The organism is Serratia sp. CY52157, assembly GCF_052168495.1.
Taxonomy (GTDB): Bacteria; Pseudomonadota; Gammaproteobacteria; order Enterobacterales; family Enterobacteriaceae; genus Serratia; species Serratia ureilytica.
Genome location: NZ_JBJNMO010000002.1, coordinates 18,439 through 35,957, shown reverse-complemented (window position 1 = coordinate 35,957; position 17,519 = coordinate 18,439). Strand labels below are relative to the sequence as shown.

Here is a 17,519-nt window from a genome sequence, read left to right as displayed (position 1 = left end):
GACTAGCGCCAGATAAAAGGCTCGGGCAGCGTCACGCCCAAGATTTCCTCCCGGGCGACGCGCCAGAAAGCGTGAATCGCCGCCTTCACCTGGCGCGCCTCTTTGCCCAAAGCCTTAAAGATCAGCCCGCACTCATTGGGCAACCGGCTGACGCCGCTGGCGATGCCCTCAGCCTCGTCATAGCGGGGCGCGATGCGATCGAGGATCCGCTGATGATGCTCGGGCGGCGTCAGCAGGATCACATTGCCGAACACATCGAACGGCCCCATCACGCCGACCCCGTTCAGCGGGTGTTTATGCGGTTCCAGCACATAGCGCTCGACAAACAGCATGTTGCCCTCGGGGCGACAGGCGCTGATGCGCGAAGAGTAAACGTCGAATCTGAAACCGCGATCCGCCTGATGGTGTTTGCGCCCCGACATCAGGATTTCGCCATAGAGCAGCGTCGCCGTGGGGTGCAGCGTAATGCGGGTATCGGTAATGAAGCGCGAGCCGCAGTGAGGGATCACCGGATCGGGCATCATCTCCAGATAGCTGCCCTCTTCGAGCGTCAGCGTCTGCATCTGCGCCGCGTAATTATTTTCCATGGCGTGGATCTTGGTCGCCGATTGAGTGGTGACATGCCCGCAGGCCCGGGGAGCGACCTGCACCTCGAGCGTCAGGCGATCGCCCTGCAAGATGCAGCCCGAGGTGGAGATGACGAATACGCACGGCATCTGCGGCAGCGCCTCGTCCCAATACAGCGCCCGCTGCACCAGAAACGGCACGCGCCGCTCCATTTGCCGCAGCACGCTGCGATGCCCGTTCAGCGCGAACCCCAGCCGCAGATAGCCGGTTTTGCCCACGCCGCCGCTGGCCATCTGCGGCGGTTCGTCCTGGTAGGCGGCCAACTCCGGCGCGTCGGCGCCGAGTTGCGCCACGCGCCTCGCCGCTTCGCTGACGGCCGTCATACCGCCGCCGACGGCGCGTGGGTGAACAGGAAATCACGCATGATCATATCCACCAGTTCGTCGATGCCTTCGCCGGTTTTGCAGTTGGTGAGGATATAAGGCCGCTCGCCGCGCACCACGCGCGTATCGTGCTCCATCACCGCCAGGCTGGCGCCGACGTACGGCGCCAAATCGATTTTGTTGATCACCAGGATGTCGGCCTGCACCAGGCCCGGGCCGTTTTTGCGCGGGATCTTTTCCCCTTCGGCGACGTCGATAACGTAGATGTAAAAGTCCGCCAGCGCCGGGCTGAAGGTCAACGTCAGGTTATCGCCGCCGCTCTCGATCATCACCACGTCGCTGTCCGGGAAACGGGCCTCCATCTCCTCCACCGCGGCGATATTCATGCTCGGATCCTCGCGCACCGCGGTATGCGGGCAGGCGCCGGTTTCCACGCCCAGAATTTTCTCCTCGTCGAGGATCCCCTTGAGCGTGCGCTTGACCTGTTTGGCGTCTTCGGTCGTGACGATGTCGTTGGTGATGATTAACGGGCTGATGCCCCGTTCGATCAGGCGCGGCGTAATGACTTCGATAATCGCGGTCTTGCCCGAGCCTACCGGGCCGCCGATGCCAATGCGGGTAATTTTCTTCACTCTGCTCGTTCCTTTGTCATTAGTTGCTGAACAGTCGGGTAAATGCGCCGACGTGCAGCGCGGCCAGGACGTCGGTCACCGGCGCGTAAGAGGCCATTTGTTCAACGCCGCCGCGTTCGGCTTCGTCACAAAAAACGTCGATGTCCCGGTTGAGTTGAAACAGGATGCGTTGGGTGTCGATATGGGTGACGCGCATCAGGCGCATGGCGGCGCTGAGAATGGTCATCGCCACGCCGTACTGATGCATCACCGCCACCTCGCGCGGCCCCGCGCCCAGCGCCGTCATCACTACCGCCTGCGTCACCGGATAGGTGCCGGCGGCGCGGCCGGTTTTGATCTGCTCAAGCCACCAGACCACCTGGGGCTCATCACAGATGGCCGCCGTCATTTCCGCCAGCTTCTTTCCCATCCTCACCACCATGCTGCGGCCTTCTTCATTTAGCTTGCGGTTGAACAGCGCCCAGTCGTGCCCGATAACCGCCTCGCGATCGCCCCCCTGCAGCGCCCGGCAGGCCGCCGCGACCGCCCGGCCGTCGCCGCCCGCCGCCTGTTGCAAAGCGGTGCGGGTGAACGATTTCAGCGTGTCGACATCGCGCACGATGCCGGCCTGGATCGCCGACTCGACGCCATTGGAAAAGGCAAACGCCCCCACCGGCAGCACCGAGTCGGCAAACTGCAGGATACGAATCAGCTGAACAGCGTTCATTTCAATTTGATCGCATGCTGACCGAGGAATGGGCTGTCAACATGCACATGGGTCGCGGAATCCTCCGCGCCGCCGAACAGCAGGCGCGCTTCGGGCTGGGTCAGATGCGGCAAAATGCTTTCGCCCTTCACGAACGAATAAGGCAGCGCATGAAAGCCGTGGGTTTTCATCACCGAATCCATCACCTTGGTCGCCACCGTCAGCGGAATAAAGATGCGATTCCCTTTGATGACCGATTTCCAGTGCTGATTGCCCAGCGCATGCCCCAGTTCGAACGCGGTCTTCAGCACCGTCGCCATATCGGTCGCCAGCAGCGACTCAAGATGGATTACCATCACATCGCGCAGGTTCATCTGCACCACCACCGCGCTGCGGTTCGCTTCGTCCCAGAGCAACACGTCGCCGTCGGCCAGCACCTGGTGACGCTCGAGGGAAATACCGAGGTCCTGGCCGTCGCGGGTGGTTTTGCGACAGCGGCTTTTCTGCGCCTCCCACTGCGAGAGCGCCAGCACGTCCAGCGAGGCATGTTGCAAGCGCTCACGCCAGTCGGCATCCCGTTTGATATTGCCGAGTATCTTTTCAATCACGATCATGAGCGGCAGTTCCTAGCTGAAGAAGTAGCGTTGATTAAGCACGGCGGTGGCGATCGGCTTCACCGTGGCGTGTTCGCCGTTGACCTTGACGGCGAAGGTTTCGGGGTCCACCTCGATGTGCGGCGTTTCCGCATTGCGCACCATGTCCTGCTTGGAGATCGCGCGGCAGTTATGCACTGCCATCACCTGCCGCTCCAGCCCCAGTTTCTCTTTGATGCCGTCGTGCAATGCCGCGCCGGAGACGAAGGTGACGCAGGTTTCCTGCAGCGATTTGCCCATGGCGCCGAACATCGGTCGGTAGAACGTGGGCTGCGGCGTCGGCAACGACGCGTTGGGATCGCCCATCACCGCCCAGTTAATCATCCCGCCCTTGATCACCAGCTTCGGCTTGGCGCCGAAGAAGCGCGGCTCCCACAACACCAGATCGGCCATCTTGCCGACCTCGACCGAACCCAGCACGTGGCTGATGCCCTGCGCGATCGCCGGGTTGATGGTGATCTTCGCCACGTAGCGCAGCACGCGGAAGTTATCGTGTTCCGCCGCATCTTCCGGCAGCTTGCCGCGCGCGGCTTTCATCGCGTGCGCCGTCTGCATCACCCGCAGCCAGTTTTCGCCAACCCGCCCCATCGCCTGGGAGTCGCTGGAAAACATCGACAGCACGCCCATGTCGTGCAGCACGTTTTCCGCGGCGATGGTTTCCGGCCGCACCCGGCTTTCGGAAAACGCCACGTCGGCCGGCACATTGGGGTTGAGGTTGTGGCACACCATGATCATGTCGAACAGTTCGGCCTGACTGTTGATGCCGAACGGCAGCGTGGGGTTGGTGGAGCTCGGCAAGACGTTCATCTGCGAGGCAACCTTGATGATATCCGGCGAGTGCCCGCCGCCGGCGCCTTCGGTGTGGAAGGTGTGGATAGTGCGCCCTTCGAAGGCGTCGATAGTGTCCTCGACGTAGCCGCCCTCGTTCAGGCTGTCGGTATGCACCGCCACCTGAATATCCATGTCGTCGGCCACCCTCAGCGCGTGGCGCAGCGCGGAGTTGGTGGCGCCCCAGTCCTCATGCACCTTCAACCCGGCCACGCCGGCGGCGATCTGTTCGACCAGCGGCGCATCGTGCGAAGCGTGCCCCTTGCCGAGCATCCCCACGTTGACCGGCATGCTCTCAAAGGCGCGCAGCATGCGGTGGATATGCCAGGGCCCGGCGGTCACCGTGGTGCCGTTGGAACCGTCGGTCGGCCCGACGCCGCCGCCGAAGAAGGTCGTCACGCCGTTGGAGAGCGCATGTGCGGCCTGCTGCGGCGAAATGAAATGAATGTGCGTATCGATGCCGGCGGCGGTCAGGATCAGGTGTTCGCCCGAGATGGCGTCGGTGCTGACCCCCACCACCATGCCGGGCGTGACGCCGTTCATCATCGCCGGGTTGCCGCTTTTGCCAATGCCGGCGATCAGGCCGTTTTTAATGCCGACGTCCGCCTTGATCACCCCTTGCCGGGCGTCCAGAATGGTCACATTGGTAATGACCAGATCCAACACATTGTCGCTGGTTAATCGGTTATCGGCGCCCATACCGTCGCGCAGCGACTTACCGCCGCCGTAGACCGATTCCTCACCGTAACCGCGCAGATCTTTTTCTATTTCAATAAACAGTTGCGTATCGCCCAAGCGAATTTTATCGCCAGTGGTCGGGCCGAACAGCCCGGCATATTCCTGCCTGGAGATCGTTGGCATACTTTATTCCTCGTCCGTCTTGATGGGCGCCTGATCGCGGTTTTTATAACCCAGCTCAATAGCTCGCTTTACATCTATAGTTTTCTTTACTCTTTCACCGGCGGCTACCGGGCTGTCGCCCGCCCAACCGTCCACCAGATTATTAAAACCATAAACCGTTTGCTTGCCGCCGATGGCAATAAGCGCCACCTCGATTTCATCGCCGGGTTCAAAACGGATCGCCGTCGTGGCGGTGATATTTAACCGTTTGCCAAAGGCGGCGGCGCGATCGAACTGCAGCGCTTTGTTGGCTTCGAAGAAATGAAAGTGTGAGCCGACCTGAATAGGCCTGTCGCCGGTATTGCGCACCGTTAAAATAACCGTCTCGCGATCTTCATTGAAGGTGATGGGACTTTCGGACAGGATATAGCCGCCTGGCGGCACGTGCTTTTCTTTGTCATGCTTTTTCATCGGAATACCTGTGCTGATAAGATTCGTCCATGGGATTCAGGAAGGCCATCGAAGCTTATTGAATAGGATCGTGCACCGTCACCAGGCGGCTGCCGTCGCTGAATATCGCCTCGACCTGCACATGCGGGATCAAGTCCGCCACGCCGTCCATGACGTCATCGCGGCTCAAAACCTGCCGCGTGTCGTTCATGACTTCTTCCAGCGTTTTTCCCTCGCGGGCGCCCTCCAGCGCCGCGGTGGTAATAATGGCCACCGCCTCGGGATAATTAAGCTTTATCCCTCTGGATTTTCGTTTTAATGCGACGTCAGCCAGGGTATAGACCATCAGCTTTTCGATTTCTCTTGGCGTTAATTGCATGGAGCACTCCGATCTCGATAGAAATAATCAGACAAAGTGAGGCCAAAGGTTACTTATAGTTAATAACCTTGCGTTATTTATTTACGGTTGTCCGACACTCGAATAATCTAGGGGGTAATATTGAGATAATCAACCCGCTGCTTTATTCAAACCCGAGCATGAGCTATCCCATTTCCTAAAAAAGTAACGGCGACGTGATAGTTTTTATCGATAAAAAGTCTTTTTTCATCTTCCCACTCCCACAATAAAACGATCAAAAAAAGAACGGATGGCTTTTTTTTATTTTAATTACCGTCATGAAAGTCAGATAAATAAGCACTGTCCTTATGGATGGCATTAATATTAAAGACATGTAACCAACGGTCAGAAAATATAATTAAATTTACAAATAAGACGCGAGTAAAAATACCTTTTTAGTTAAAAACAATTTATCTATTCTGTTACTGATGCCAATAAGTTATTAAAAAAAAAACCGGCCGCAGCCGGGTTTGCCTCATTACTGTCGGGCTCTTCAGCCTTGCTGACGAATGCGCGCCAACAGCGCGTCGATATGCTCGATCTGCGGCGCATTGACGATCAGCGTGCGCCCCAAACCCAGCGCATGACGCTGACAGTCGAGGCGCATGTCGGCGTCGGCGATGCTGTCCAGATCGGCGACGTGCGCCAGGCCGATAGTGCGCCGAATCAGCTCGGTGCCGCAGTACCCTACCGCATCAGTCCAGACCTGCTGCAGGAACTGCTCGGCGTAACCCGGCGTCGCCAGCGCCACATCGCGGCTTTGCTGATGGCACAGCGCCAGGAAACGATCGGCAAAGATCAGCCACAGCTCCCGCACATCCTGCAGACGCTGCTCGCGCCCGGCGGCGGCGTCGCGCGGCCCGAACAGCCCAGGCTGGCCGCAATAGTTGAGCAGCAGATTGCCTAACGCAGTGCCGACATCGAAACCGATCGGGCCGTAGAAACCGAATTCAGCGTCGATCGCTTTCAATCGCCCTTCCGCCACGAAAATTGAACCGCTGTGGATATCCCCGTGCAACAACGCCTCCGCCTTGCTGAGAAAGCGGTGTTTCAGGCCGGCGACCGCCAGCTTCAGCGGCGCATCCTCACGCAGCGCCTGCACCTGCGGCAACAGCGCCGCCTCGAACTGATTGCGCTCATGGTCGATATAGGGATCGGTAAAGAACAGATCTTCGGTGATCTGGCACAGCTCAGGGTTGGTGAAGCGGCTGACTTCCGCTTTTTTCTGCTGCGCCGACTGATAAAAATCGGAGGTGTGGAACAGCGTCTGCGCCAGGTATTCCGCCAGCTGACCGGCCGCCAGCGGATGATAGTTCCCCTGCACCAGTTCGCTGCGCCAAATGCGATGATCGGAGAGATCTTCTTGCACCATCACCGCCAACTCGGGATCGTGGTGCAGGACTTTTACCGTATGTCGCGGGCAGAAACCGCCGTGGATCAACAGCGTTTCCGCTTCGATGCGCGCCCGATCCAGCGTCAGCGGCCAGGATTCGCCCACGCAGCGCACGTACGGCAACGCCTGTTTGACGATCACCCGGCTCACGCCTTCGCGATCGCGGATCTTGAACACCAGGTTCAGGTTGCCGTCGCCGATCTCGTCGGCGCTGACCAGCGCCTGCGGATCGGCCACCTGCCCGTATTGGCGGGCGTATTCAACGGCATCGGCAGCCGTAAACGTACGATAAAGCGACATTCCCCAACCCCTCTGTTCTCTCTCGCTGCCCCCAGCGATTCTGTTTATTTAGACGTAAAAGCATTTGGACGTCTATACATCTGGAAGTCATGTTGGCAGAATAGCGTTTCAGATGCAATAACCTCGCAACAAGGAATTAACCGACGATGCAAGCGCTTAACACCACCAGTTTGTCCCTGCGGGACAACCGCCTTTGGATCCTCGATCAGCAAGCCCTGCCGCAGGAAAAGCGGTGGCGCGCCTGCGACAGCGTGGAGGAGTTGGTCGGGCACATTCACAGCCTGCGGGTGCGCGGCGCGCCGCTGATCGGGCTGTCCGCCAGCCTGCTGTTGGCGCTGCTGGCGGAACGCGGTGTGCCACGCGCCGAGCTGGAACAGGCGCTGCACACGCTACGCGCCGCCCGCCCGACGGCGGTTAACCTGATGAACAATCTGGATCGCATGAAGCTGGCGCTGGCGGAGCCGGACTGGGCGCCGGCGATGGTGAACGAAGCGCTGCGGCTGGTGGAGGAAGATCGCCGGCTGTGCGATCGCATCGCCGATCACGGCGCTGGGCTGGTCAAGCCCGGCAGCCGCCTGCTGACCCACTGCAATACCGGCGGGTTGGCCACCGCCGGCGTCGGCACCGCCATCGGCGTGCTGCTGCGTGCCCACCAGCAGGGCAAAGTGCAACAGGTATGGGTTGATGAAACCCGGCCGCTGCTGCAGGGCGGCCGTCTGACCGCCTGGGAACTGGGCGAGCTGGGCATTCCCTATCGCCTGATCTGCGATTCGATGGCCGCCAGCCTGATGGCGCAGGGCCAGGTCGATGCGGTGTGGGTCGGCGCGGATCGCATCGCCGCCAACGGCGACGTCGCCAACAAGATTGGCACCTACAGCCTGGCGGTGCTGGCGCACTACCATGGCATTCCATTCTATGTGGCTGCCCCGCATACCACCCACGATCCGCACTGTCCGGACGGCGCCGCCATCCCGATCGAGCAACGCGCGGCGGCCGAAGTCACCGGCGTTTCAGGCAGCTTCGGCGCCTGCCAGTGGGCGCCAGCCGATGCGCCGGTCTGCAATCCGGCGTTCGACGTCACGCCGGCCAAGCTTATCAGCGGATGGGTGTTCGACAGCGGCGTGATCACGCCGCAGCAGGTTGAAGCGGGGATTTTCCAGCGGGCGCTGGGTTAACGCCCGCCGGTTGACGATCAGTCCAGGCGCGGATAGGCATCGGCGATCGTGTCGCCGGTGAAATGCGCCACCCAGCCTTCCGGGTTGTCAAATACCCGGATCGCGGTAAAGTGCGGCGCCGAGCCCATATCGAACCAGTGGCGAGTGTTGGCCGGCACCGAGATCAGATCGTTCTTTTCGCACAGGATCTGGAAGATCTTGCCGTCCAGATGCAGGCAAAACAGCCCCGCCCCTTCAACGAAAAAGCGCACTTCATCCTCACCGTGCGTGTGTTCGGACAGGAATTTTTCGCGCAGCGCCTGACGCTGCTCGTGGTCCGGCCGCATGCTGATCACGTCCCAACTCTGGTAGCCCTTTTCCGCCACCAGCCGGTCGATCTCATGCTGGTAGGCGGCGATCACCGCCTCCGGCTGCGGGTTGTCGCCCAACTCGCGATCCGCCTGCCAACGCTCAAAGCGCACGCCGATCTGCGCCAGCTGGCGCTGGATTTCCTGCGCGTCGCGGCTCTGCCACAGCGGCTGCTGCGGTGCTGTATCACTGAAAATGGTCAATCCACTCATGAGACAAACTCCCCTAAATCGATGTGATCAAAACGGCTGACCTGCGGATGCCGGCTCTGTGCGTCCGCCTCATCGCGGATCAGCTGGCAGGTATGCCAGCCGGCGGCCTGCGCGGCGTCCAGCTCCTGGTGAATATCGGACAGGAACAGCAGTTCGTCGGGCGCGATGCCGATAGCCTGCGCGATGTTGCGGTACGACGCGGTTTCACGCTTGGCGCCGACGCGGGTGTCGAAATAGCCGCTGAACAGCGGCTGCAGATCGCCGGCGTCGCTGTGGCCGAACAGCAGCTTTTGCGCCTCCACCGAACCGGAGGAATAAACGTAAAGCTTCAGCCCCTGGCGCTGCCAGGCGGCCAACTGCCCGGCGACCTCCGGATAAAGATGTCCGCAGAAGTCGCCCTCACGATAGCCGCTGCGCCAGATGATGCCCTGCAGCGCCTTGAGCGCGGTGGATTTGCGATCTTCATCCATAAAGCGATACAGCGCGGCGATCAGCGCATCGAGATCCGCCTGCGGCTGGTCAATTTCAGCGCGCAGCGCCGCCAACGGCGCGGCGACTTCGCTCTCCGTGGCGTGACGGCGTACAAAATCCGCCAGCCGCTCGCGGGCATAGGGAAACAGCACCTGATGCACGAAACGAATATCGCTGGTGGTGCCTTCAATATCGGTCACGATAGCGCGGATCATTTCGCCTCCAGCAAGCGACGTTGCAGTTCACACTGGAACAGGAATTCCAGCCCTTCGAGATGGCGGCGGGCTTCCGCCACCTGACTTCCCCAGCAATAGAGACCGTGGCCGCGCACCAGAAAACCGTACTGCAGCGGCGTGACCTCGGCATAGGCCGCGACGCGCGACGCCAGCCGGGGAATGTCCTGATCGTTATCGAAAATAGGGATCGCCACGCTGTCCAGGTGGCTGCGCTGACCGGCGAGCGACTTTTGCATTTCGTACCCCTGCAGCACCAACGCATCGCCGCGTTCCACCCGCGACAACACGGTGGCGTTGACGGAATGGGTATGCAACACCGCGCCAAGATGCGGGTACAAACGATAGAGCAGCGTATGCAGCCCGGTTTCCGCCGACGGCGTACGGCCGCTCGGCACGTGATTGTCAGCGATATCCACCCGCAGAAAATCGGCGGCGCTCAGACTCCCTTTGTCTTTGCCGGACTCGGTGACCAGGCACTGGCGTTCGTCGAGGCGCAGCGACATGTTGCCGCCGGTCGCCGGACACCAGCCTTTGTCACCAATCCAGTGGCAGGCCGCCAGTAATGCGTTAAGTTGCGGATTCTCCGTCATTGTTATCGTTTCCCGTTCGGTATAGCGGTCAGCAGGTGAGGCTTAGCCGGCTGCGCGACAGGCTAAGCACTTTTTCGCATTTAGCCATCTAAGCGTCTTGATTGCCAAATACTAGCATCGTGTTATATTGACGGCAATATAAGCGCCTGGAGTATTCACCTGCTATGAGCACTTCCGCATTGATTCCCGACAGTAAACTGCCTGCCCTGGGCACCACCATCTTCACCCAAATGAGCGCGCTGGCGCAGCAGCATCAGGCGATCAACCTGTCGCAGGGCTTCCCTGATTTTGACGGGCCGGACTACCTGAAAGCACGCCTGGCCTGGCACGTCGCCCAGGGCGCCAACCAATATGCGCCAATGACCGGCGTGGCGGCGCTGCGCGAAGCCATCGCCGACAAAACCGCCGAGCTGTATGGCTGGCAGCCGGATGCCGGCAGCGAAGTGACCGTCACCGCCGGTGCCACCGAAGCGCTGTTCGCCGCCATCACCGCGCTGGTGCGCCCCGGCGATGAGGTGGTCTGTTTCGATCCGAGCTACGACAGCTACGCGCCGGCGGTGACGCTGGCCGGCGGCGTACTCAAACGCCTCGCCCTGCAGCCGCCCGCATTTGCCGTGGATTGGCAACGGTTCGCCGCCGCGCTGTCTCCGCGCACCCGTCTGGTGATCGTCAATACGCCGCACAACCCGTCCGCCACCGCCTGGCAGGCGGAAGACATGCAGCAGCTGTGGCACGCCATCGCCGAACGCGAGATCTACGTGCTCAGCGACGAGGTCTACGAACACATCTGCTTCGCCAAAGGCGGGCACGCCAGCGTATTGGCCCACCCGCAGTTGCGCCAACGGGCGATCGCGGTGTCCTCCTTCGGTAAAACCTTCCACATGACCGGCTGGAAAGTGGGTTACTGCGTGGCGCCCGCCGCGCTGAGCGCCGAGGTGCGCAAGGTGCATCAATACCTGACCTTCTCGGTCAACACCCCGGCGCAGCTGGCGCTGGCGGATAGCCTGCGCGCCGAGCCGGAGCACTGGCGACAGCTGCCGGCATTCTACCGCGCCAAGCGCGACCGCTTCGTGCAAGCGCTGGCGAGCAGCCGACTGGAAATTTTACCCTGCGCCGGTACATACTTCTTGCTGGCGGACTACAGCGCCATCTCCGATCTGGACGATGTGGCGTTCTGCCATTGGTTAACCGAGCACGTGGGCGTGGCGGCCATTCCGCTGTCGGTCTTCTGTGCCGATCCTTTCCCCCATAAATTGATCCGGCTGTGCTTCGCTAAACAGGACGCCACGCTGGATGCAGCTGCGGAGCGGTTATGTCGACTTTAAAAATTACCCTGTTGCAGCAACCTCTGGTCTGGCGCGACGGCCTCGCTAACCTGGCCGCCTTCGACGCGTTGCTGGCGCCGATCGTCGGGCGCGATCTCATCGTCTTGCCGGAAATGTTCACCACCGGTTTTGCCATGGATGCCGGCGAGAGCGCCCTGCCCGAACAGCAGGTGATCGACTGGCTGCACGGTTGGGCGGTGAAAAGCCACGCGTTGATCGGCGGCAGCGTGGCGCTGAAAACCGCCGAAGGCGCGGTCAATCGCTTCCTGCTGGTGGAGCCGGGCGGCCAGGTGCATGCCTATGATAAACGCCATCTGTTCCGCATGGCCGGCGAACACCTGCACTATCAGGCCGGCAACCGGCGCGAAATCGTCGAGTGGCGCGGCTGGCGCATCCTGCCGCAGATCTGCTACGACCTGCGTTTCCCGGTCTGGGCGCGCTATCAGCAGGATTACGATCTTGCGCTGTACGTCGCCAACTGGCCGGCGCCGCGCAGCCGCCATTGGCAAACGCTGCTGGCGGCGCGGGCGATTGAAAATCAGGTGTATGTGGCGGGCTGCAACCGGGTGGGCGACGATCCGAACGGCCTGAACTACAGCGGAGACAGCCTGATCATCAGCCCGCAGGGCGAGATCCTGGCGGATGCCGAGCCCGGCGCAGCCGCGCGGCTGGACGCCGAGCTGTCGCTGGAAACCCTGCAGAGTTACCGCAGCGCCTTCCCGGCCTGGCGCGATGCCGACAGCTTTCTGCGTCTTGACTGAATTCCCGGCACCTTAGCCGATAACGCAAGGAGAAGTGATATGGATATGACGACACTCTTGCTCTATATCGTGGCCGTCGCGGCGGTCACCATTACGCCGGGCCCAACCATGCTGTTGGCGCTCAATAACGGCGCCACCAAAGGCAAACGCGTCGCCGCCTGCGGCATTGCCGGTGCGGCGCTGTCCGACCTGCTGTTGATCGGTGCCGTCGGCTGCGGCTTAGGGGCAATATTGCAAGCTTCCGAACTGCTTTTCACGCTGGTCAAATGGGCCGGCGCCGCTTATTTGTTCTATCTAGCCTGCCAACTGTGGCGCGCGCCGCTTGGCACCCCGCAGGCAGCACAGAACGCGATGCCCGGCGCCCGCAACGGCCGCGCCGCGTTTATGCGCTCGCTGCTGGTCGCACTCTCCAATCCCAAAGGACTGCTGTTCTTTTCCGCCTTTCTGCCGCAGTTCATCCAGCCAGCGGGCGACGTAGCGCTGCAATACGTGATTCTCGCTTTGGTGACCGCCCTGATCGATATCGCTCTGATGAGTCTCTACGCGCTTGGCGGCCACCATGCTATGCGTATATTTTCCGGCCGCGCTCTGCGCTGGCTAAACCGCACCTGCGCCGGACTGCTGGCCGGATTGGCCATCGCCCTGAGCTTCTATCGTCGTAACGCGTCATCTTAGGAAGTCTCATACCCTCATCTTAGCTCCCAGCCGGCGATCGTCAGGCAATAGGCCTGGATCGCCAGCGCTACGTCAGCCTGCCGCACCGCTTCAGCCGGATGATGGCTGACGCCGCCGGCGCAACGCACGAACAGCATGCCGACCGGCCATTGCGCCGCCACGGCGATGGCGTCATGACCGGCGCCGCTCGGCAGCGCCAGACTCTGCCCCTGTACCTGCTCGACGGCTGCCTTCCAGCGGCGCTGCAGATCGCTATCGCAGGCGGTGGCGTCAATGCGGTAAAACTCCTCGCTGGCGAAGCGCGCTCCACGGCGTGCGCAGATCGTCTGCGCCTGCGCCAGCAACGTCGCCAACAGCGCCGCCAGTGGCGCATCCTGCGGGCCGCGCACGTCGAGCGTCAATCGCACTTCGCCCGGGATCACGTTGGCCGCGCCCGGCAGGCTCTCGATGCAGCCGACGGTGGCCACCAGATGCGGATCGGCGGCGCGGGTCAACGTTTCAACCGCCGTTATCCATTCCGCCGCGGCCGCCAGCGCGTCTTTGCGCTGCCCCATCGGCACCGTACCGGCATGGCCCGCCTCCCCGCTAAAGACGCAGTTAAGCCGACGCGCGCCGTTGATCGCCGTCACCACCCCCAGCGCCAGGTCGGCCGCCTCCAGACATGGGCCTTGTTCGATATGCAATTCCAGATAAGCGCGGATTTCCTGCGGCGCGCGGCGCGCCTGCGCGATCGCCGTCGGCTCCAGCCCAAAGTCGCGCATGGCCTGCGCGATGCTCACCCCGTCCGCGTCAGTCTGCGCCAGCCATTCCTGCGGCCATTGGCCGGTCAAGCCGCGGCTGCCCAGCAACGTCACGCCGAAGCGAGCGCCCTCTTCGTCGGCAAAGCCGATCACCTCCAGCGCCAGCGGCAAACGGCGCCCCTGGCGATGGTATTGCGCCACCGTTTCCAGCGCCGTGAGCACGCCGAGCATGCCGTCATAACGCCCGGCGTTGCGCACCGTGTCCAGATGCGAACCGAGCAGCAGCGCGGGGGCGCCGGGCGTTAGCCCTTCATAACGGCCACAGATATTGCCGACGCTGTCTTGCCACACCCGCATGCCGCTCTCGCGCATCCATTCGCCCACCAGAACGTTGGCGCGCCGATGTTCCACAGACAGATAAAGACGCGTCAGTTTACCGGGCTCCGCGCTGATCGCCGCCAGCTCGTCACAGCGCGCCATCACCCGCGCGGCGGCCTGCTGCGCCTCCTGCGGCGTCATTCTGGCCGTCCTGCATCGTACAGGTTCCAGGCCGCCTGGAGGGCCTCCCCCTGTTGCGTGGCGAAGCCCAACCGGTTCAACACCGCCTCCAGCGCCGCCAGCGTTTGCAGCACGCAATCTTTGCGCGCGTTGTAGCCCATGGTGCCGATGCGCCAGATCTTGCCCTGCAGCGGGCCGAACGAGGTGCCGATTTCGATAGCGAAATCGTTCAGCATCATCTGCCGCACCTGCTCGCCGTGCACCTGCGGCGGGATCATCACGCCGAGCACGTTATTCATGCGGTGCTCGAGATCGCCGAACACCGCCAGCCCCATGCCTTGGATGCCCGCCAGCATCGCCGCGCCGTGCAGCCGGTGGCGGGCAATGGCCTGATCCAGCCCTTCCTCGAGGATCACCCGCGCGCATTCTCGCGCCGCGAACAACATGCTGGTGGCTTCGGTATGGTGATTCAGGCGTTCCGGCCCCCAATAATCCATGATCATGCCGAGGTCGAAATAGTTGGAGTAGATCATCTCGTCGTCGCCGTCGGCATGTTCGGCGGTGCGGATCCCCTCCTCCACGCATTTGCGACGGCGCACGATCTCTTCAAACTGCGGGCTGAGGGTGACCGGCGAACTGCCGGAAGGGCCGCCCAGGCACTTCTGCAGCCCGGCGGAGACCGCATCCAGCCCCCAGGCGTCGGTCTCCAGCGGGTTCCCGCCAAAAGACGCCGTCGCATCGGTATAGAACAGCACGCCGTGGCGGCGGCAGATATCGCCCAGCTCATGCAGCGGCTGCAGCATGGTGGTGGACGTATCGCCCTGCACCGTCAGCAGCAGGCGCGGGCGCACCCGCTTAATCGCGTCTTCGATGCGATCGGCGCTGAACACCTCGCCCCACGGCGCGTCGATCGTGTGTACCTCGGCGCGACAACGGCGGGCAATTTCGCACAGCAGATGTCCGAAGCGGCCGAATACCGGCACCAGCACCTTATCGCCCGGACGAATGGCAGAAACCAGCAGCGCCTCGATGCCGGCGCGCGAGGTGCCGTCCACCAGCATCGTCCAGCGGTTTTCGGTGCGGAACAGCGCGCGATACAGCGCCATGACCTGATTCATGTAACCGGTCATTGCCGGATCGTACTGGCCGATCAGTTGGCTCGACATGGCGCGCAGCACGCGCGGATCGGCGTTGATCGGCCCCGGCCCCATCAACAGGCGCGCCGGCGGGTTAATCTGTTCGAACTGCGGAGTAGTTAGCATGTTATTTCCTTACCAGCTTAATAACTTGTCATTTTATTTGCCGAAATCAGGCTTCTGACAACCCGCGCACAGAAGCGATAAACTGTTTCAATTCCTGGGTTTGCGGATTGGCGAACAGCGTGCGGCTATTTCCCTGTTCCCACACCTTGCCCTGGTGCATGAATACCACCTGGTCGCCCACCTCGCGGGCGAAGCTCATTTCATGAGTGACCAGAATCAGCGTCATGCCCTCTCGCGCCAACTGTTCCAGCACCTTCAGGACTTCACCCACCAGCTCGGGATCCAGCGCCGAGGTGATCTCATCGCACAGCAACACCTTCGGTTTCATCGCCAGCGCCCGGGCGATCGCCACCCGCTGCTGTTGCCCGCCGGAAAGGTTGGCCGGCGCGTAATGCATGCGCTCACCCAACCCCACCTTGTTCAGCATCTGTTCGGCCAACTCGCGGCACTCGGCAGCGCTTTTTTTCAGCACCCGGCGCGGCGCCAGCATCACGTTTTCCAGCGCCGTCATATGCGGGAACAGGTTGAAGTTCTGAAACACCATGCCAATCGAGCGGCTGATTTCACGCGCCTGCGAATCGCGATCGGTGATGGTCATGCCGCCCAGTTTGATGCTCCCTTCCTGATACCCTTCCAGCCCGTTGATGCAGCGCAATAGCGTGCTTTTACCAGACCCGCTGCGGCCGATGATCGACACCACCTGCCCCATGTCGATATCCAGATCCACGCCCTTCAACACATGATTCTGACCGTAATATTTTTGAACCTGATTAATGGTGATGATCGGCATGGCATTTCTTCTCCAGATAATGGCTGTAACGCGACAAGGGATAGCACATCAGGAAATAGCCCAATGCGACCAGACCAAACACCTTGAAGGGCTGATAAGTCACATTGTTCAGCATGGTGCCGGCCTTGGTCAGCTCGACGAAGCCAATGATCGACGCCAAGGAGGTGCCCTTGATCACCTGAACCGAGAAACCGACGGTCGGCGCAATGGCGATACGCACCGCCTGCGGCGTGATGACGCGCATCAGTGTCTGCGTGAAACTCAGCCCGAGACAACGGGCTGCCTCCCACTGACCTTTCGGCAAGGCGGCGATGCTGCCGGACCAGATATCCACCAGAAAAGCGCTGGTGAATAGCGTCAGCGCCAGCGCGGCCGCGGTCCATGGGCTGACGTCGACGCCGAACAGCGCCAGACCGAAAAACGCCAAAAACAGCTGCATCAGCAGCGGCGTGCCCTGAAACAGTTCAGCGTAAACGCGGACAAAACGCATTGCCCAGCGGCGCTTGCTCAGGCGCATCAACACCAGCGGCAGCGCCACCAGCGTGCCGCCGAAAAATGCCGTCAACGACAGCAGCAGCGTCCAGCGAGCCGCCAACAGCAGATTGCGCACGATGTCCCAATCGGTAAACGTCAGCATCAGTTCCGGCTCCCTAAAAAACGCCGCCCGGCGGCCAGCAACAGTTGACGCATCAACAGCGACAACAACAGATAAAGCAGCGCCGTCACCAGATAGACTTCAAAGCTGAGGAAGGTGCGCGACTGGATCAGGTTGGCGGCGAAGGTCAGCTCTTCGAACGAGACCTGCGACACCACCGAGGATCCCAGCATCACGATGATGCACTGGCTCACCAACGCCGGATAAATACGCTGCAGCGACGGCGGCAGTACGATGCGTAAAAAGGTCTGGCTGCGGCTGAGCCCCAACACGCGTCCCGCTTCCCACTGCCCCTTCGGCGTGACCTGAATGCCGGCGCGAATAATTTCGGTGCTGTAGGCGCCAAGGTTGATCACCATCGCCAGCAGCGCCGCCTGCCCGGCCGTCAGTTTCCAGCCCAGGCTCGGCAGGCCGAACACAATGAAGAACAACTGCACGACGAACGGCGTGTTGCGCACCACTTCGACGTAAACGCCCCAAAGGCGGCTCAGCGCGCCGGCCCGGCCGCTGCGGATCGCCGCGCCGCAAATGCCCAGCGCAACCCCCATCAACGTCGCCAGCGCCGTCAGCGCCATCGTCGTCAGTAACCCCGCCAACAGCTCAGGCATGTAGGGCCAGAGCGCGGAGAAATTCAGCTGATAGGTCATCCGCCG

The 17,519-nt window shown here is 61.6% G+C and carries 20 protein-coding genes; 4 read left to right on the top strand and 16 right to left on the bottom strand.

All coding sequences use genetic code 11. The annotated features are described in order from the left end of the window. Positions 1 to 2 precede the first annotated feature (2 nt). From ACJ8IP_RS09850 to mtnK, 8 genes are all read right to left on the bottom strand, one after another. On the bottom strand, positions 3 to 950 hold the full coding sequence (locus ACJ8IP_RS09850; RefSeq protein ID WP_164107228.1) for an urease accessory protein UreD: 948 nt from the start codon (positions 948 to 950) through the stop codon (positions 3 to 5). Beyond that, complete coding sequence (ureG, locus tag ACJ8IP_RS09845; RefSeq protein ID WP_033641969.1) at positions 947 to 1,582, bottom strand: urease accessory protein UreG; 636 nt, start codon at positions 1,580 to 1,582, stop codon at positions 947 to 949. Before ureG ends, ACJ8IP_RS09850 begins: the two co-directional genes overlap by 4 nt. 19 nt (positions 1,583 to 1,601) lie before the next feature. Then, positions 1,602 to 2,288 carry an urease accessory protein UreF gene (locus ACJ8IP_RS09840; RefSeq protein ID WP_042783734.1) on the bottom strand — a complete coding sequence of 229 codons (687 nt, stop codon included), beginning with the start codon at positions 2,286 to 2,288 and terminating at the stop codon, positions 1,602 to 1,604. After that, positions 2,285 to 2,881 carry an urease accessory protein UreE gene (gene ureE, locus ACJ8IP_RS09835; RefSeq protein WP_164107229.1) on the bottom strand — a complete coding sequence of 199 codons (597 nt, stop codon included), beginning with the start codon at positions 2,879 to 2,881 and terminating at the stop codon, positions 2,285 to 2,287. Before ureE ends, ACJ8IP_RS09840 begins: the two co-directional genes overlap by 4 nt. 12 nt (positions 2,882 to 2,893) lie before the next feature. After that, positions 2,894 to 4,609 (bottom strand): urease subunit alpha, encoded by a 1,716-nt coding sequence (locus ACJ8IP_RS09830; protein ID WP_164107230.1) that lies wholly within the window; start codon positions 4,607 to 4,609, stop codon positions 2,894 to 2,896. 3 nt (positions 4,610 to 4,612) lie between these two features. Then, a complete protein-coding gene (locus tag ACJ8IP_RS09825; protein ID WP_033641965.1) occupies positions 4,613 to 5,059 on the bottom strand; it encodes an urease subunit beta in 447 nt (148 codons plus the stop codon). A 55-nt stretch (positions 5,060 to 5,114) separates the two neighbouring features. Next, complete coding sequence (locus ACJ8IP_RS09820; RefSeq protein ID WP_025160087.1) at positions 5,115 to 5,417, bottom strand: urease subunit gamma; 303 nt, start codon at positions 5,415 to 5,417, stop codon at positions 5,115 to 5,117. Positions 5,418 to 5,928: 511 nt separating this feature from the next. After that, positions 5,929 to 7,128 (bottom strand): S-methyl-5-thioribose kinase, encoded by a 1,200-nt coding sequence (gene mtnK / locus ACJ8IP_RS09815; protein ID WP_033651009.1) that lies wholly within the window; start codon positions 7,126 to 7,128, stop codon positions 5,929 to 5,931. A 146-nt stretch (positions 7,129 to 7,274) separates the two neighbouring features. Here mtnK and mtnA point away from each other — a divergent pair, with 146 nt between their 5' ends. Continuing rightward, positions 7,275 to 8,303 (top strand): S-methyl-5-thioribose-1-phosphate isomerase, encoded by a 1,029-nt coding sequence (mtnA, locus tag ACJ8IP_RS09810; protein WP_033651008.1) that lies wholly within the window; start codon positions 7,275 to 7,277, stop codon positions 8,301 to 8,303. 17 nt (positions 8,304 to 8,320) lie between these two features. Here the strand turns inward: mtnA and ACJ8IP_RS09805 are convergent, their stop codons facing one another. From ACJ8IP_RS09805 to ACJ8IP_RS09795, 3 genes are read right to left on the bottom strand one after another with little or no spacing between them, the layout of a single operon-like run. Beyond that, positions 8,321 to 8,863, bottom strand: a complete 543-nt coding sequence (locus ACJ8IP_RS09805; RefSeq protein WP_033641961.1) for a 1,2-dihydroxy-3-keto-5-methylthiopentene dioxygenase — start codon at positions 8,861 to 8,863, stop codon at positions 8,321 to 8,323. Further along, positions 8,860 to 9,549, bottom strand: a complete 690-nt coding sequence (gene mtnC / locus ACJ8IP_RS09800; RefSeq protein WP_033651007.1) for an acireductone synthase — start codon at positions 9,547 to 9,549, stop codon at positions 8,860 to 8,862. The genes ACJ8IP_RS09805 and mtnC overlap by 4 nt, the downstream gene beginning before the upstream one ends. Next, a complete protein-coding gene (locus tag ACJ8IP_RS09795; protein ID WP_033651006.1) occupies positions 9,546 to 10,160 on the bottom strand; it encodes a methylthioribulose 1-phosphate dehydratase in 615 nt (204 codons plus the stop codon). Before ACJ8IP_RS09795 ends, mtnC begins: the two co-directional genes overlap by 4 nt. A gap of 164 nt (positions 10,161 to 10,324) precedes the next feature. On the opposite strand from ACJ8IP_RS09795, the gene ACJ8IP_RS09790 reads away from it, so the two are divergent. Genes ACJ8IP_RS09790 through ACJ8IP_RS09780 form a run of 3 tightly spaced genes read left to right on the top strand, consistent with a single transcriptional unit; the run spans position 10,325 to position 12,921 of the window. Next, the gene (locus ACJ8IP_RS09790) at positions 10,325 to 11,485 is read left to right on the top strand and encodes a pyridoxal phosphate-dependent aminotransferase (protein ID WP_033641958.1); all 1,161 of its coding nucleotides are present in this window, start codon (positions 10,325 to 10,327) and stop codon (positions 11,483 to 11,485) included. Continuing rightward, the gene (locus ACJ8IP_RS09785) at positions 11,473 to 12,246 is read left to right on the top strand and encodes an amidohydrolase (RefSeq protein WP_033641957.1); all 774 of its coding nucleotides are present in this window, start codon (positions 11,473 to 11,475) and stop codon (positions 12,244 to 12,246) included. Before ACJ8IP_RS09790 ends, ACJ8IP_RS09785 begins: the two co-directional genes overlap by 13 nt. A 39-nt stretch (positions 12,247 to 12,285) precedes the next feature. Further along, complete coding sequence (locus ACJ8IP_RS09780) at positions 12,286 to 12,921, top strand: LysE family translocator (RefSeq protein ID WP_033651005.1); 636 nt, start codon at positions 12,286 to 12,288, stop codon at positions 12,919 to 12,921. A 14-nt stretch (positions 12,922 to 12,935) separates the two neighbouring features. Here the strand turns inward: ACJ8IP_RS09780 and hpxK are convergent, their stop codons facing one another. The 5 genes from hpxK to ACJ8IP_RS09755 are packed head-to-tail and all read right to left on the bottom strand — an operon-like array spanning position 12,936 to position 17,513. After that, positions 12,936 to 14,180: an allantoate amidohydrolase gene (gene hpxK / locus ACJ8IP_RS09775; RefSeq protein ID WP_442524387.1), complete on the bottom strand. Its 1,245-nt coding sequence runs from the start codon at positions 14,178 to 14,180 to the stop codon at positions 12,936 to 12,938. Further along, entirely contained in the window at positions 14,177 to 15,421 is a 1,245-nt protein-coding gene (locus ACJ8IP_RS09770) for a pyridoxal-phosphate-dependent aminotransferase family protein (RefSeq protein ID WP_033641955.1), read from the bottom strand. Before ACJ8IP_RS09770 ends, hpxK begins: the two co-directional genes overlap by 4 nt. Before the next feature lie 46 nt (positions 15,422 to 15,467). Continuing rightward, a complete protein-coding gene (locus ACJ8IP_RS09765; protein WP_164107232.1) occupies positions 15,468 to 16,211 on the bottom strand; it encodes an amino acid ABC transporter ATP-binding protein in 744 nt (247 codons plus the stop codon). After that, positions 16,192 to 16,848: an amino acid ABC transporter permease gene (locus ACJ8IP_RS09760; protein WP_164107233.1), complete on the bottom strand. Its 657-nt coding sequence runs from the start codon at positions 16,846 to 16,848 to the stop codon at positions 16,192 to 16,194. Before ACJ8IP_RS09760 ends, ACJ8IP_RS09765 begins: the two co-directional genes overlap by 20 nt. Beyond that, on the bottom strand, positions 16,848 to 17,513 hold the full coding sequence (locus ACJ8IP_RS09755; RefSeq protein ID WP_033634112.1) for an amino acid ABC transporter permease: 666 nt from the start codon (positions 17,511 to 17,513) through the stop codon (positions 16,848 to 16,850). Before ACJ8IP_RS09755 ends, ACJ8IP_RS09760 begins: the two co-directional genes overlap by 1 nt. Positions 17,514 to 17,519: the final 6 nt, after the last annotated feature.